We start from the raw sequence: 15110 nt of genomic DNA on the forward strand, positions 1-15110 counted from the left end.
TTGATTCAATCTTAACCTGTCTCGCTTTATCCTGTTAAACATTTTATGTTATCTTTTTTTTACATTATTACTTCAAGATGTTTTGTAACTTTTCCTACAATTATAGAAACCCTTGTGCTCCCCTGTCAATAAAAAGGCATCACAGGCGGCGTTCTGGATGCCTTTTTCGGTCAATGTCAACGGTAATGCAATAGTGGACCCAAGATGGTAATGAAAAGTGTACCATCTGGATGATTAACCTGTGGTAATGTCTCCTCTCAGAGAGGAGCTCAGTTTTTGGTTCTAAGTCCGGCCAGTATCTGACCAACGGCACGGTCAAGTTCATCCCGCTCAATAAGGTTGAGGACCGAAGGGGAGTTTAACTGCCGATTGGCAAGAGAGGGAAGATGGGGGATAGTAGCCACAAGGGGAGGCAGGCCCTCGATTTCCGGGAGCCTGAAATCATTGGTAGCCCGATTTATAAGCAATACCTGTCGGGTTAGTCTCATGTTCCTGGCCAGGGTGCTGATGCGGGAGGCTGTCTGGAGGCTCCTGAGGCTCGGTTCACTGACCACGATCAGACCATCCACAAACTGGATCGTACCCCGGCCCAGATGTTCCACTCCCGCTTCAAGATCAACGATAACCCATTGTCTGCGCTGGATGATCAGGTGGGCCAGAAGGGCCTTCAGCAGGGCATTGGCCGCGCAGGCACAGCCGCCACCGGCGGCGGCAATGCCACCCATAACCAGGAGGTTGAGATTCCCTGCCCGCCTTGCGAGGCGCTCCGGTAGATCTTGCACTTCCGGGTTGAGATGGATTAAACCTTCTCCCACCCGTTCCCGGATGAGTTCTTTTTCCTGGATTAAGGGCGTGGGAATTTCGCCCTCCGGCAGACCCAGGGCCTGCCCGAGGGAAAGGGCCGTGTCCGCATCTACCAGCCAGACCTCTTCCTCACAGCGGGCCAGATAATCACCCACCCAGACGGTAACGGATGTCTTTCCCACTCCGCCTTTTCCTGCCACCGCTAATTTCATGCCTCTTTCCTTTGATTTTGATAGAGAAACGCAGAACAACTCCCGCTATGGATGGGGGAAGGCGGGGCTTCCCGGATACGCCTCCCGTCATCCTTATGAATACTTTTGCGTCCTGTAGGTATATCCGTTTTTGATGTGCTCCTTTGCCTTTAAGTGTCTCATCACGTACTGGCCGCAGTTGCTGCCAATATGGTTTTCTTCAATCTCGCCGATGCTGACGATAACCTCGTAACCGGAGGCACGGAGTTCCCTCACTACCTGATTATCCTTTTCCTCCTGATAGGGGTCAATATACGAGGAAAGCCTGTTTTTCACTGCCTGATGAGTTGGATTTAGCGGGGTTATTTTAATTAAGAATTTACCGGGATCGAAGTGTCTCAGAAGGATTCCCGGATCAACCGGCGTCTCCGCGGCGAGGGCAAAATTCAAGGTTATCTTCCTGTCATCCTTAACATAGAATTCCTCTCCATATTCAGCCAGCCTGGCAAAATTCCACTTCTTTGCCGGAACCAGGTGGTCTCTCAATCTTTCATCTGTCGTATGAATGGAAAACTGAAGCTGAAATCGTCCTCTGGAATAGCTCTTGTTCTTTATCTCTATGAGTCTGTTAAAGAATCTATCAGTACCTGTCGGAGCAATGGTAGAAATTGAGGGGATTAAGCCGGTGGCGTTGTAACGATGGGGAAGTTCCTCGAGGACATCAAGGGTATTTAAATTCAAAGAAGGCTCTCCCATCCTGGCAAACTGAACCTTGAATTTATCTACCGGAATGCTGCCGTCGGGAAACCTCTTTTTCACTAAGAAGTCTATCTGGGCGAAGATATCTTCCCGGGATAGTTTACCCTCGTAATAGCTTCCCGCATCGCACATGAGGCATCTCACGGGACAACCAAACAGAGTGGAGACGATCAGAACCCACTTCTTTTCTCTCGGTAGCGGTGGCTGCACAGATTCCACAAATTCCACCAGCTTTCCCTGTCTGATCTCGGCCATATAGACCATGGCAACATCTTCTCTTCCCGTTGAGGCAAGGACTTTCATGGACACGCCTCCTCCCATCTTTAAGACGATTTCTTTCTACCAGAAAGATTGACAGAATTCAAGCCTGAAATGCCACAGAAAGGCCACAGAAAGGAAGAATAAACACCTATTTTGAAATGGCAGGTGAACTGTGCTATTTGTCCTTGAAGATGGCGCCGGTACCCGCTGAGGTGACCAGTCTGGCATATCTGGCAAGGTACCCGCCTGTTATGAGAGGGGGGCGAGGCTGGAAACTCTTTTTCCTTCTGGCCAATTCTTCTTCGCTTACCAACAAGGTGAGCTTTTTATGGGGGATGTCAATGGCAATCCTGTCACCTTCCCGGATGAGGGCGATGGGCCCGCCCTCCGCCGCCTCCGGCGATATGTGACCTATCGCTGCCCCCCTTGTCCCGCCGCTGAATCTCCCGTCCGTCAGCAGGGCCGTCCTGTCATCGAGCCTCATCCCGGCAAGGGCGGAAGTGGGGGCAAGCATCTCCCGCATCCCTGGTCCCCCTCTGGGGCCTTCGTAGCGGATTACCACGATGTCACCGGGGTGAATCTTTCCGCCAAGGATGGCGGCCATAGCCTCGTCCTCTCCGTCGAAGACGCGGGCGGGGCCCTCGTTTACCAGCATATTCTGCGCAACTGCCGACTGCTTGACCACCGCGCCATCGGGGGCGAGATTTCCCCTCAAGATAGCAATGCCTCCCTCATGACGGTATGGTGCGGCAATGGAGCGGATGACGTCATGGTTGACGACCCGGAAACCTTTCAGGTTGTCGCCCACGGTTTTGCCCGTTACGGTCAGGGAGGACAGATGGATCACGCCCAGCGGACTGATCTCTTTCATCACGCCCTGAACTCCGCCGGCCAGGTCAAGATCCTCGACATGGTGTGGCCCTGCCGGGCTGAGGCGGCAGATATTAGGGGTCTTTTCACTGATGGTATTGAACAGGTCAATGTTTAGCCTGATTCCCGCTTCATGGGCGATCGCAAGAATATGGAGGACGGTGTTGGTTGAGCAACCGAGGGCCATGTCCACCGCCATGGCGTTTTCGAAGGCCTCGAAGGTGGCGATTGCCCGCGGACGGAGATCTTTCTTAAGGAGAGCGAGGATCCTCATGCCTGTATCTTTGGCGAGACGCCTCCGGGCGGCATGGACGGCGGGGATCGTTCCACTCCCCGGCAGGCTAAGACCGAGGGCCTCGGTGAGGCAGTTCATGGAATTTGCCGTATACATCCCCGAGCATGATCCGTATCCCGGACAGGCACAATCCTCTAATGACTTCAGCGTCTTCTGGGTCATCCGGCCGGATTTTACCGCTCCCACCCCTTCGAAGACACTGATCAGATCAACCGCTTTCCCCTCGTAGGTACCGGCCAGCATGGGACCACCGCTGATGAATATGGAGGGGATGTTCAAGCGGAGGGCCGCCATGAGCATACCGGGGACGATCTTGTCGCAGTTGGGAATAAATACCAGGCCGTCGAAGGGATGGGCCATGGCCATTACCTCAATGGAGTCGGCGATCAACTCCCGGCTGGCGAGGGAGTATTTCATACCCGTGTGACCCATGGCAATCCCATCGCAGACGCCAATGACGGGAAATTCAACCGGTGTTCCCCCGGCCATCCTTATCCCGGCCTTAACATCTTGTGCAATCATGTCGAGGTGGATATGGCCGGGGATGATCTCATTTGCCGCATTCACCACACCGATCAGGGGCCGGGCGAGTTCCTTGTCGGTGTATCCCATGGCCTTGAAGAGAGAGCGATGGGGGGCCCTTTCCAGGCCCTTTTTCATGATGTCACTTCTCATGTTTTTTATTTTTCTCTCTTTTCCGGTCTTAGGGAACGGATGGCGGCGCCTGCCTGCCACATCTCCATATTTCTCATCGCCTCCAACTCCCTTTCGAGCCGCTGCCTGTAGTCGGGGGCGCTGTTGGCCTCGAGCACGATCTGGACCTCCCTACCTGAGACAACCCTTTCATATAAGGCATCGAAAACGGGGGCAACGGCGTCCCGAAACCTGTTTTTCCAGTCGAGAGCGCCCCGCTGGGCAGTGGTGCTGCAATTGGCATACATCCAGTCCATGCCGTTTTCCGCAACAAGGCGGATCAGGCTCTGGGTCAGTTCCTCCACCGTCTCATTGAAGGCCTCACTGGGGGTATGACCATTTTTCCGGAGGAGATTATACTGAGCTTCCATGACACCGGCCAGGCAGCCCATGAGGACCCCCCGTTCTCCCGTCAGGTCACTGTATACCTCGTTCTTAAAGGTCGTAGAGAAAAGATAACCCGAACCGATAGCAATCCCGAGGGCAAGGGTCCTTTCTGTTGCCCGCCCGGTATAATCCTGAAAAACGGCATAGCTCGCATTGATGCCGCTGCCGGCAAGAAAGTTGCTGCGGACGGTGCGCCCCGACCCTTTAGGGGCCACCAGGATCACGTCTATATTTTTCGTGGGGATGACACCGGTCAGGTCTTTGTAAACAATGGAAAACCCGTGGGAAAAATAGAGGGCATTTCCTTCCTCCAGGCAGGGTTTGATCACCGGCCACATGACCTTCTGGCCTGCATCGGAGAGCAGGTACTGGATAATGGTTCCCCGCCGGGCAGCTTCTTCCGGTGAGAAGAGGGTCTCACCGGGGATGAATCCGTCCTCTACCGCCCTCTGCCAGGACGGGCCCCCCTCCCGCTGTCCGACGATAACCCGGATGCCGTTGTCTCTCATGTTCAATGCCTGTCCCGGCCCCTGGACACCGTAGCCAAGGACAGCCACCGTTTCATCCCTCAGGATATCCCGGGCCTTTGCGAGGGGAAATTCTTCGGAGGTTATCACCTCTTCCCACACACCGCCAAAGTTGATCTTTGCCATAATTTACCCCTTCCTGAAAATGCGAGTCACCGCTTCTTATTTTTTTAATCTTTATCCACGCTTACCACTTCTCTTTCGGTGTGTCAAGAATACCATAGAAATCAACTGAGGACCATTTCGGTCAGGGGCGCCCCCGGTTTGACCATGGGATAAACACCTTCCTCTGGTTCAACATGAAAATCCATTACCACCACACCTGGTGTATCGAGACCCTGTCTGAGGAGGGTTTCTACCTCTTCCGGCCTTGTTGCCCGCAAACCACGGGCTCCGTAAGCTTCGGCCAGTTTTACAAAATCAGGGGCATGGGTCATGTCGGTCTGGAAGTAGCGTCTTCCATAAAATAATTCCTGCCACTGGCGGGGCAGGCCCAGGAAATGATTGTTTAAGATAACCACTTTAACCGGCAGATGGTAATGTACTGCTGTTGCCAGTTCCTGAACGTTCATCTGTATGCTGCCGTCTCCGGCAATGTCAATGACGAGCTTATTAGGACAGGCTACCTGCGCCCCTATTGCCGCCGGCAATCCGAAACCCATCGTGCCCAGGCCACCTGAGGAAACAAAGGTCCGGGGATGATCGAAACGGTAAAATTGTGCCGTCCACATTTGATGCTGTCCCACATCGGTGGTGATGATCGCCTCTCCTCCGGTGAGCCGATACAGTTTTTCAATGACCTCCTGGGGTTTGATTTTTTCGCTCTTCTTACAGTACCCTAGAGGCGCCTCCCTTTTCCACTGCATGATCTGACGGAGCCAATCACTTATCTGTTCTTCAGGGATATTAAAATGACCATCAGTTATACGACGGTTGAGAAATTCCAGGATAGACTTACAGTCACTCACAATCGCTAGATCGGCCCTGACGGATTTATTGATAATTGCGGGGTCAATATCAATGTGAATTATTCTGGCATGGGGAGCAAAGGCATCAACCCTGGAGGTGACACGGTCGTCAAACCGAACGCCTATAGCGATCAAAAGGTCGCAATGACTAATAGCCATGTTGGCGTAGTAGGTACCGTGCATTCCGGGCATGCCGAGCCAGAGGGGATCTGCTCCGGGGAATGCCCCGAGTCCCATCAACGTTGAGGTAACAGGTATGTTGAGGGTTTTCGCGAATAGTCTCAACGCATGTGAGGCATTGCCGCGGATTACGCCACCTCCGGTAATAAGGAGAGGCTTCCTGGCCTTAGTGATCAGGTCGAGGATTTCCGGACACTTCTTTTCCCACGAATTGTATGTATTATCGGGGGCGCTCAGGGGATATGATAATTCCCCCCCGTTTGTAACTGACTGGATAACGTCCTTGGGTAGATCAACCAATACCGGTCCGGGACGTCCTGTGCGGGCAATATGAAATGCCTCTTTAATGGTTGCCCCTAATTCCTCAACCCGCCTGACCAGAAAATTACGCTTCGTACATGGCATTGTAATGCCGGTGATATCAACTTCCTGAAAAGCGGTACTGCCGATCATTGTTGTCGGGACCTGTCCGGTAAAGACGACAACCGGGATGGAATCCATGCGGGCATTAGCAATACCGGTTACTGTATTGGTAGCCCCCGGCCCCGAGGTCACTAAACAAACACCAACCTTGCCGGAGACCCTCGCATACCCGTCGGCGGCATGTATAGCGCCCTGTTCGTGCCGTACCAGGATATGCTTGATGTCCTGCCTTGTCATCTCATCATAAATATCCATCACGTTACCACCTGGATAACCGAAGATGGTATCCACGTTCTCCTGTTTTAAGGTCTTAAAAAAGATTTGTGATCCTGTTAATTCCATACTTTCATATCCTCCCCGTTTTTCCCTGAGCGGCGGACAAGCCGGAATGAGATTCTGTCATTGAATTTTTACAACAAAAAAACCGTTACCAGGGGCTGGTAACGGTTTTTAAATCCTTAAAAGGCATGTCAAACGCAAGCCATCAACCAGCTCCCTTGCGGAAGGGAATAAGTACCCCTGTAATTATTACTACGAGATTGCCGGTATAGGTTACATCGTTTAAACAATGCATATCAAATTATCCTCTCTTTAAGGAGAATCTCTCGTAACAGGTTCCGCGAACGTTGTCAAGTAAATTTTAAAGATGGTGTCAAGCCAAATTAAGCATTCGGCTATCAGCGGTCAGCTTTCAGCTTCTTCCTGACCAGTAACAGGTAAATTTGCCTTGCACATGAGACAGTTTTTTGATAGCCTTGTTCCCGCAACAGTAATCGTGTTTTCTTGTCATGAATTGTATTTCTTGAGGGGGAAACGGGGAAAATAAATATTTTAAGGAGGAGTAAGTTATGGATCTTAAAGGTAGAGTTGTTGTAATAACAGGAGCGGGCAGAGGTCTTGGGAGAGAACATGCACTGCTATTTGCTAAAAAAGGGGCAAAGGTAGTGGTAAACGATCTCGGTGGAAGTTTTGACGGAACAGGGGCAAGCAAGACCCCGGCCCAGGAAGTGGTGGATGAGATTAAGGCCCTGGGAGGAGAGGCCGTTGCAAATTACGACAGTGTTGCTGATTTTCAGGGGGCGAAGAGGATCATTCAGTGTGCCGTTGATACTTTTGGAAAATTGAATATCCTGGTCAATAACGCCGGCATCTTGAGAGACAGAATGACCTTCAGTATGAGTGAAGCGGACTGGGATGCAGTCATTGCCGTTCACCTCAAGGGCACCTTTAATTGTTCCCATCATGCATGTGTATACTGGAGAGAGCAGCACAAGGCGGGAAATATCCTCAATGGCAGGATAATAAGCACTACTTCTGACGCCGGTCTGCTTGGGAACGTAGGGCAACTGAACTATGGGGGAGCGAAGGCTGCTATTGCTGCCATGACTATCATTATGGACCAGGAGATGAAGAGATACGGCGTAACCTGTAACGCTATTGCCCCCCTGGCGAGGACAAGATTGACAACGGAGGCCACGCCGTCAACCGCCGCTATTATGGGAAAGCCACAGGAAGGTAAGTTTGATGCCCTTGGACCGCAGAATGTTTCTCCCGTAGTGGTCTATCTGGCCAGTGAAGAGGCAGGTGATATCCACGGGGAGGTCTTCAGAGTTGGAGGAGGAAACGTTTGGGTCATGAGAGGTTGGACTTCGATGAAGAGAATTTCCAAGGCGGGCGAATGGGATTTAGATGAACTGGGGAAAAAGATAAAAAGTGATTTGCTGGCAGGTCTGGCGCCCAAGGAACAGATGGAAACTATCTTCGGGGAAATGTCAAAAATGGCTTAACAATTCCCCAAAGACTGGTGTCTCTGGAAAAGATGGGCAACGAGAAGTTAAATTTGCCCATGAGGAGGCATACTTATATAGGGTTAAAGTTTAAAACAGATGAACAAACGAGAGTTACCCTACAGGTCGGTCCTGTTTGTCTGTGATGTAAACACCTGCAGGAGTCAGATGGCAGAGGCTATATTCAAGAAAATGCTCAAAGACCGGCATGTAGATACAGAAATTGAGGTTAACTCCGGAGGGATAGCTCCTCATGCCCGTAACGGAGCCCTTGTATCTCTTGATGCAAGACTTTCCTTGAAAGAGGAGGGAATCATCCTCGACGATCAGAAATCTTCTCTGGACCTGAAAAGGCGCCCGGAATTTATCGCGGGGGCGGATTTGCTGATTACCATGACTAAGCAGCAAAAGGAATGGATAGGCAGCTACCCCGAAGCTAAAGGCAAGGAATTATGGACCTTGAAAGAATTTGTTGGCAGCAATGGCGATATAGAAGACCCTTCAGGGAAAGGGGATGAGATTTACAGACAGGGCAAAGAGGAGATAAAGAGGTGCCTCACCCTGGCGATTGATAAAATCATCGCATGAAGGATAATCAAAGAGCGGCTCACCCGTCTGGTGTTAATTTGTAGGGGACAGGTTTGAAACCTGCCCCCTACTGCCGGATTCCGTAAGGAAGCGGAGCAATGGAACAGAAGAGAATAGTCATGGATGCAGCGGGCATTGACAGATCCCTTACCAGGATTGCTCACGAGATCCTCGAAAAAAATAAAGGCACAGAGGAACTGATCCTCATCGGGATCAGGACGGGCGGAGTTTTTCTGGCGGAAAGGCTGCAGAAGAAGATTGCAAAGATAGAAGGGGTTGAAATCCCCCTGGGCATCCTGGATATTACCATGTACAGGGACGATTTACTCTCCACCAATAGAAAGCCAAAGATAGGAAAGACAGACATCCCCTTTTCCCTGGAGAAGAGGAAGGTGATTCTTGTGGACGATGTCCTCTTTACCGGCAGGACGATAAGGGCTGCCATGGATGCCCTGATAGATTTCGGTAGACCTAAACTCATCCAGCTTGCGGTGCTTATTGACAGGGGCCATCGTGAACTTCCCATCAGGGCGGATTTTGTGGGTAAGGACCTGCCGTCGTCTTTATGGGAAGCCGTCAGCGTGAACCTCACAGAGAAGAGCGGCAGGGATGAGGTGGTAATTGAAGAAAGTGGTCAGGGGTCAGGGGTCAATAACTAACCGATAATAGATAACTTGGAACTTATTTGAGCTCCTTTCCATGAAGCTATCAAAGAAAGACCTTTTAGGAATCAGAGACCTTACCGTTGAGGAAATTAATCTCATTTTGGAGACGGCGGAATCCTTTATCGAGGTATCTACAAGAGACATCAAAAAGGTTCCTACCTTAAGGGGTAAAACCGTGATCAATCTGTTTCTTGAGGCCAGTACGAGGACAAGAACATCCTTCGAGATCGCCGGAAAGAGGTTGAGCGCCGACACGATCAACATCTCATCAACGACAAGCAGCATCGTCAAGGGGGAAACCCTTATTGATACGGCGAGGAACCTGGAGGCCATGAATCCGGATGTAATCGTCATCCGGCATAGCGCCGCCGGCGCGCCACAAATATTGGCCAGGATTATGAAGCAGCCAATTATCAATGCCGGTGACGGGGCACATGAACACCCGACCCAGGCATTGTTGGATCTGATGACCATCAGGGCAAAAAAGGGAAAGGTCGCCGGTCTCAAGGTAGCCATTGTCGGTGATATTGCCCACAGTCGGGTGGCCCGCTCCAACATTTACGGTCTTACCAAGATGGGCGCCCATGTCACCGTGGCCGGTCCCGCCACAATGATGCCACGCTATATTGACCGGATGGGGGTGACTGTTTGCTACCGTTTGGAAGAGGCCATAAGAGATGCCGATATCATCATGATGCTCCGGATACAGACCGAAAGGCAGCAGGAAAACCTCTTCCCATCCCTGCGGGAGTATGCGAATTATTTCTGTCTTAACGGCGAGAATATCAAGTTGGCGAAGGACGATGTCCTGGTCATGCACCCGGGACCGATCAACAGGGGGGTGGAAATCGCCCCCGAGATCGCCGATGGCCCCTACTCGGTGATCCTTGACCAGGTAACTAACGGTGTTGCTGTGAGGATGGCGCTTCTCTACCTGTTGACAGGAGGTAAATAATGGATAGGCTCTTGCTGCGGGGCGGAAGAATTATTGACCCTTCCCAGAATATTGACGGTGAGATGGACCTCCTTATAGAAGGCGGAAAAATCGCTGCGATAGGGAAAGATATTTACCGGTCCGGCGTGGATTCCCCAAAGACATCCGTGGCAGACTTTAAGATCCTTGACCTTCTGGGAATGGTAGTGGCGCCCGGATTAATTGATATGCACACCCACCTGCGGGAACCCGGATTTGAGTATAGGGAGACGATCCGGACAGGGAGCGAAGCTGCCTCCCATGGGGGATTTACCTCTGTTGCCTGTATGCCCAACACAAGACCGGTCAACGATAACCGTTCGGTAACTGAGTTTATCATCAGAAGGGCGGCGGAGTGTAACCTTGTTAACGTGTACCCCATCGCTGCTATCAGTAGGGGGTCTAAAGGGGTCACCATGACAGAGTTCTGGGATTTAAAGAATGCCGGCGCTGTGGCCTTCTCAGATGACGGGAAACCAGTCACAAACAGCGCCCTGATGAGGAGGGCGCTTGAGTATGCCTCCTCTCTTGACATGCCGATCATCTCCCACTGCGAGGATGTCAGCCTGTCGGCAGGGGGGACGATAAACGAAGGGTTAGTATCCACCGAGTTGGGGCTTGCCGGCATCCCTGACGTGGCGGAAGATGTGATGGTTGCCAGGGATATTATCATTTCCGAATTTACCGGAACGGTCCTCCATATTGCCCATGTCAGTACCGCAGGAGCGGTTCGTCTGATCAGGGATGCCAGAGAAAGGGGAGTGAAGGTAACAGCGGAAACGGCTCCCCACTACTTTTCTCTTACCGATGAGGCGGTGAAAGAATTTGATACCAATGCAAAGGTCTACCCGCCCCTGAGGAGTATGGAAGACATCATAGCAATAAAAGAGGGGCTCAGGGACGGCACTATAGCCGCAATTGCATCTGACCATGCTCCACATGCCATTACCGACAAGGAAGTGGAGTTCGAATATGCTGCAAGCGGCATCGCCGGGTTGGAAACCGCCCTCGCCCTTAGCCTGAAATTAGTGACTGACGGCATCCTCACCCTGAACCAGTTAATTGAAAAGATGAGCGCCAATCCGGCAAGGATACTCCATATACCGAAGGGGACACTGCAGGTAGGCGCCGATGCCGACATCACCGTTATTGACCTGGAAAAGGTATGGACGGTTGATCCCCATGGGTTGCGTTCCAAGGGTAAGAATTCTCCTTTCCTCGGCTGGACGGTGAAGGGAAAGGCGATACTGACCATCGTGGGAGGGGGGATAAAACATCGGGAGACTTAAGGTGCGCTGTTGATATGAATACAAGGAACACCTTTAAGACGCCGGCGATTGTCCTCCGCTGTCTGGACTATGGAGAATCCGACCGGATTGTAACCTTCTATACCAGCGATTTCGGCAAACTCAAGGGAATCGCCAAGGGGGCGAGGCGAAGTCGCAGGAGATTCGCCAACAATGCCCTGGAACCGTTTGCCTGTTCCCATACCCTCTTTTCGAGAAAAGGCCGTGATAACCTGGCCCTCATCGAAGACTGCGATATCATCAACTCCTATCCCGATATCAGGGATGACCTGGAGAAAATGCTTCTCGCTTCCTATCTGGTTGATCTGGTTGACCAGTTCACCAGGGGAGGGAAAGAAAACGGTAATTTATTCAGACTATTGCAGGACTTCCTGACCATTATTGATGCCGGGGACACCTCGGAGTGGTTGGTCCGGTTTTTTGAGATACGTCTCCTCAAGCTCAGCGGGTATGAACCGGTTTTAGATCGGTGTCTGACCTGCAAAAAACCGGTGAGCGATGTGTACACTTACAGATTCAATGTGAAAGAGGGCGGCTTGAGATGCAACACCTGCTGCCCCAGTGGCTTTGGTTCCCTCCCTGTTTCCTTTGGCGCCATCAAAATGCTCCTTATGGGAGAGGAAGCCTGGTCAGAGCCGGGTCAGATTAACAGGTTGCTCCTGTCGGGGCAGTCAGCAGAGGAGAGCAGAGTTCTCCTTGTTAGCTTTATCCAGTATCTTCTTGGAAAGGAGTTAAAGTCTCTACGTGCCCTCGGTGAAATCCGAAGTATGGGAATTTAACAGGGAAAACAGAAAAAATCTTTCCGCAACCTCTCCAAAATTGTTCTTGTCATTCGCTTCAATCTCTGGTAGTCCCATGTCTCATGTTCAGGGAAATACTTACCGTTTCCGCATTAAACGAAAATATCAAACACCTTCTCGAATCAAGCTTTGATCTCCTGCTGGTGGAAGGAGAGATTTCCAACCTGCGCCGGCCGGCTTCCGGTCATCTATACTTCACTCTTAAAGATGAAAAGAGCCAGATCCGGGCCGTTATCTTCCGGTCTCCCTTCGTGCAGAGACCGGGTCTCGACAATGGTGGCAGCCAGGGATTTGATATTGAGGAGGGAATGAGTGTCATCTGCCGGGCCAGGTTAAGTGTTTATCAGCCGAGGGGCGAGTACCAGCTGATTGTCAGCGCCGTGGAATTGAAGGGTCTCGGCGCCCTCCAGAAGGCCTTCGAACAATTGAAATCCCGCCTGGAGGCGGAGGGTCTCTTTGATCCCGCGAGGAAGAAACCTATTCCCTTTCTCCCTCACAGGATCGGAGTGATTACCTCACCGACCGGTGCGGTCATCAGGGATATCCTGAACATTACAGGGCGGCGGTTCTCCTCAGTGGATATCATGATTGCCCCGGTCCGTGTGCAGGGTGCGGAAGCGCCTGACGAAATCGCCGGCGCCATTGCCGATATGCATGCCGTCGGGGATATAGATGTGATTATTCTGGCCAGGGGAGGGGGATCGCTTGAGGACCTTGCCCCTTTCAATGATGAAAGGGTTGCCCGGGCGATTCACCGCTCCCGGATTCCGATCATCTCCGCAGTGGGACATGAAACGGACTTTACCATCGCCGATTTTGTGGCGGACCTCAGGGCCCCTACGCCCTCTGCGGCGGCTGAACTGGTTGTGCCGGTAAAGGTAAAACTCATCACATCCCTCGAATCCCTGCATCTTAGGATGATCGTCCATCAACACCGGATCATGGAGAGACTTCGCGAGAGGGTGTCCGCCCTGAGAGAGCGGTTTAGAGACCCGGGGAGAAGGATTGCCGATCTCTTCATCACTCTTGATGATCGCTGCGAGCGGATCAAATCGGCCCTGGACAACAAATTGACCATACAGAGGCACAAAGAACTCAATCTGAATATCCGTTTAAGACATGCCGCCCCCCTGTCACGGATAAGGGATGGGCGATTTGTCCTTGAAAATTTGCAGAAAAATATGATAGCCGAATTACGTAATGCCATAGAAGGCCTGAAAAAAAGAGTGCGATCAGACATGGCCGTACTGGATACCTTGAGTCCCCTATCCGTCCTGAACAGGGGTTACAGTATCGTCAGAAGCCTTCCCGAGGGTCTCATCATCAGAAGGGCGGATGCCGTCACGGTGGGAAGCGATGTGGACGTCAAGGTTTCACAGGGCGGCTTTCATGCGCGGGTAACCAGGGTTTACGAGGAGAGGAAAAGGGATGGCGAAGGAAAAATTTGAAGGTATGCTGGAGAAATTGGAGGAAATTGTCAGAAGGATGGAGACAGGGGAGATGACCCTCGAAGAATCCCTCAAGGCCTTTGAAGAGGGGATAAAACTCGCCCGGCTGTGTGCCGCCAAGCTTGATGAGGCACAGAGGCGGGTTGATATCCTCCTTAAACAGGGGGAAGAACCGGTCATTAAGCCATTTCAAGAAGGGGAAGAGGAACAGTGAGTGTAGAACATGACCATAATTTCCTGATGGCGTATCTTAAGGAAAAAAAGGGGATCATTGATGAGGCCCTTGACCGTTACCTCCCCGAAGAGGAAAACTACCCGCCGGTGATCTTTAAAGCTGTCCGGTACAGCCTTTTTGCAGGAGGGAAGAGGATCAGGCCGATCTTATGTCTGGCCTCGGCAGAGGCAGTCGGAGGGGGAAGCGGGGAGAGCCTGCATTCAATCCTGCCGGTGGCCTGCGCCTTGGAGCTTATCCATACCTACTCCCTGATTCATGATGACCTTCCCGCCATGGATAACGACGATTACAGGAGAGGGAAACCGACAAATCATAAGGTGTTTGGTGAAGGCATTGCCATTCTGGCCGGTGATGCCCTCCTGACGGAAGCCTTCCACCTGATGTCAAGGCGGGACGTTATGGGAGATGTCCCGCCGGAATTGCTTCTCACCGTAATTCATGATATTGCAGAGGCAGCGGGATACTTCGGAATGGTTGGGGGGCAGGTGGTTGATCTCCAATCGGAGGGGAAGGATGCCGATAACGAAACGCTTCATTACATCCACTCCCATAAGACGGGGGCGATGATCTCTGCTTCTGTCAGGGCGGGTGCATTATTGGCCGGCGCCGGAAAAAACGATCTCCATGCCCTCTCCGCATACGGCAGGCATGTGGGCCTCGTCTTCCAGATAGCAGACGATATCCTCAATATTGAAGGGGACAGGAAGTTGCTGGGAAAGAACACGGGGAGCGATGCCTCGCGTGGTAAGATCACCTTTCCTGCCCTGATGGGCGTGGAAACGTCCCGCAGGAAGGCCCGGGAGCTTGTGGAACAGGCCCTGACCGATATTGCAGACTTTGATCACAGGGCTCGTCCTTTGCGGGAGATAGCAAGGTATGTCATAAGTCGTAAGTCATAAGTCGTAAGTCAAACATAGATGAAAATTGGGAAATCCAAGGATATTAAAAG

General features: G+C 51.8%; 14 protein-coding genes. 9 read left to right on the top strand and 5 right to left on the bottom strand.

The window, feature by feature from the left end; all coding sequences use genetic code 11:
- Positions 1 to 269: 269 nt before the first annotated feature.
- From QMD03_02085 to ilvB, 5 genes are all read right to left on the bottom strand, one after another.
- Positions 270 to 1016 (bottom strand): ArsA-related P-loop ATPase, encoded by a 747-nt coding sequence (locus QMD03_02085; GenBank protein ID MDI6776021.1) that lies wholly within the window; start codon positions 1014 to 1016, stop codon positions 270 to 272.
- Between the two features lie 93 nt (positions 1017 to 1109).
- Positions 1110 to 2057 (bottom strand): hypothetical protein, encoded by a 948-nt coding sequence (locus QMD03_02090; protein ID MDI6776022.1) that lies wholly within the window; start codon positions 2055 to 2057, stop codon positions 1110 to 1112.
- A 133-nt stretch (positions 2058 to 2190) separates the two neighbouring features.
- Entirely contained in the window at positions 2191 to 3855 is a 1665-nt protein-coding gene (gene ilvD, locus QMD03_02095; GenBank protein ID MDI6776023.1) for a dihydroxy-acid dehydratase, read from the bottom strand.
- 5 nt (positions 3856 to 3860) lie between these two features.
- On the bottom strand, positions 3861 to 4913 hold the full coding sequence (gene ilvC / locus QMD03_02100) for a ketol-acid reductoisomerase (protein MDI6776024.1): 1053 nt from the start codon (positions 4911 to 4913) through the stop codon (positions 3861 to 3863).
- Between the two features lie 101 nt (positions 4914 to 5014).
- Positions 5015 to 6700, bottom strand: coding sequence for a biosynthetic-type acetolactate synthase large subunit (ilvB, locus tag QMD03_02105; GenBank protein MDI6776025.1), 1686 nt, complete (start codon positions 6698 to 6700; stop codon positions 5015 to 5017).
- A gap of 506 nt (positions 6701 to 7206) precedes the next feature.
- Between ilvB and QMD03_02110 the strand changes: the two genes are divergently transcribed.
- From QMD03_02110 to QMD03_02150, 9 genes are all read left to right on the top strand, one after another.
- Positions 7207 to 8145, top strand: a complete 939-nt coding sequence (locus QMD03_02110; GenBank protein MDI6776026.1) for an SDR family oxidoreductase — start codon at positions 7207 to 7209, stop codon at positions 8143 to 8145.
- A gap of 99 nt (positions 8146 to 8244) precedes the next feature.
- On the top strand, positions 8245 to 8733 hold the full coding sequence (locus tag QMD03_02115) for a hypothetical protein (GenBank protein ID MDI6776027.1): 489 nt from the start codon (positions 8245 to 8247) through the stop codon (positions 8731 to 8733).
- 98 nt (positions 8734 to 8831) lie between these two features.
- Entirely contained in the window at positions 8832 to 9392 is a 561-nt protein-coding gene (gene pyrR / locus QMD03_02120) for a bifunctional pyr operon transcriptional regulator/uracil phosphoribosyltransferase PyrR (GenBank protein ID MDI6776028.1), read from the top strand.
- A gap of 40 nt (positions 9393 to 9432) precedes the next feature.
- Positions 9433 to 10353, top strand: a complete 921-nt coding sequence (locus tag QMD03_02125) for an aspartate carbamoyltransferase catalytic subunit (protein ID MDI6776029.1) — start codon at positions 9433 to 9435, stop codon at positions 10351 to 10353.
- Positions 10353 to 11660, top strand: a complete 1308-nt coding sequence (locus tag QMD03_02130) for a dihydroorotase (GenBank protein ID MDI6776030.1) — start codon at positions 10353 to 10355, stop codon at positions 11658 to 11660. Before QMD03_02125 ends, QMD03_02130 begins: the two co-directional genes overlap by 1 nt.
- A 14-nt stretch (positions 11661 to 11674) precedes the next feature.
- The gene (gene recO, locus QMD03_02135; protein ID MDI6776031.1) at positions 11675 to 12457 is read left to right on the top strand and encodes a DNA repair protein RecO; all 783 of its coding nucleotides are present in this window, start codon (positions 11675 to 11677) and stop codon (positions 12455 to 12457) included.
- 83 nt (positions 12458 to 12540) lie between these two features.
- The gene (gene xseA / locus QMD03_02140; GenBank protein ID MDI6776032.1) at positions 12541 to 13926 is read left to right on the top strand and encodes an exodeoxyribonuclease VII large subunit; all 1386 of its coding nucleotides are present in this window, start codon (positions 12541 to 12543) and stop codon (positions 13924 to 13926) included.
- Positions 13907 to 14140, top strand: a complete 234-nt coding sequence (locus QMD03_02145; GenBank protein ID MDI6776033.1) for an exodeoxyribonuclease VII small subunit — start codon at positions 13907 to 13909, stop codon at positions 14138 to 14140. Before xseA ends, QMD03_02145 begins: the two co-directional genes overlap by 20 nt.
- A complete protein-coding gene (locus tag QMD03_02150; GenBank protein ID MDI6776034.1) occupies positions 14137 to 15060 on the top strand; it encodes a polyprenyl synthetase family protein in 924 nt (307 codons plus the stop codon). Before QMD03_02145 ends, QMD03_02150 begins: the two co-directional genes overlap by 4 nt.
- Positions 15061 to 15110 lie beyond the last annotated feature (50 nt).

The sequence above is a fragment of the Syntrophales bacterium genome (genome assembly GCA_030018935.1).
Classification (GTDB): Bacteria; Desulfobacterota; Syntrophia; order Syntrophales; family CG2-30-49-12; genus CG2-30-49-12.

What these genes read in the sequence shown, in the direction of transcription:
- QMD03_02085 (MDI6776021.1), bottom strand. Translation starts at nt 1,016, where the DNA reads ATGAAATTAGCGGTGGCAGGAAAAGGCGGAGTGGGAAAGACATCCGTT.
- QMD03_02090 (MDI6776022.1), bottom strand. Translation starts at nt 2,057, where the DNA reads ATGAAAGTCCTTGCCTCAACGGGAAGAGAAGATGTTGCCATGGTCTAT.
- ilvD (MDI6776023.1), bottom strand. Translation starts at nt 3,855, where the DNA reads ATGAGAAGTGACATCATGAAAAAGGGCCTGGAAAGGGCCCCCCATCGC.
- ilvC (MDI6776024.1), bottom strand. Translation starts at nt 4,913, where the DNA reads ATGGCAAAGATCAACTTTGGCGGTGTGTGGGAAGAGGTGATAACCTCC.
- ilvB (MDI6776025.1), bottom strand. Translation starts at nt 6,700, where the DNA reads ATGGAATTAACAGGATCACAAATCTTTTTTAAGACCTTAAAACAGGAG.
- QMD03_02110 (MDI6776026.1), top strand. Translation starts at nt 7,207, where the DNA reads ATGGATCTTAAAGGTAGAGTTGTTGTAATAACAGGAGCGGGCAGAGGT.
- QMD03_02115 (MDI6776027.1), top strand. Translation starts at nt 8,245, where the DNA reads ATGAACAAACGAGAGTTACCCTACAGGTCGGTCCTGTTTGTCTGTGAT.
- pyrR (MDI6776028.1), top strand. Translation starts at nt 8,832, where the DNA reads ATGGAACAGAAGAGAATAGTCATGGATGCAGCGGGCATTGACAGATCC.
- QMD03_02125 (MDI6776029.1), top strand. Translation starts at nt 9,433, where the DNA reads ATGAAGCTATCAAAGAAAGACCTTTTAGGAATCAGAGACCTTACCGTT.
- QMD03_02130 (MDI6776030.1), top strand. Translation starts at nt 10,353, where the DNA reads ATGGATAGGCTCTTGCTGCGGGGCGGAAGAATTATTGACCCTTCCCAG.
- recO (MDI6776031.1), top strand. Translation starts at nt 11,675, where the DNA reads ATGAATACAAGGAACACCTTTAAGACGCCGGCGATTGTCCTCCGCTGT.
- xseA (MDI6776032.1), top strand. Translation starts at nt 12,541, where the DNA reads ATGTTCAGGGAAATACTTACCGTTTCCGCATTAAACGAAAATATCAAA.
- QMD03_02145 (MDI6776033.1), top strand. Translation starts at nt 13,907, where the DNA reads ATGGCGAAGGAAAAATTTGAAGGTATGCTGGAGAAATTGGAGGAAATT.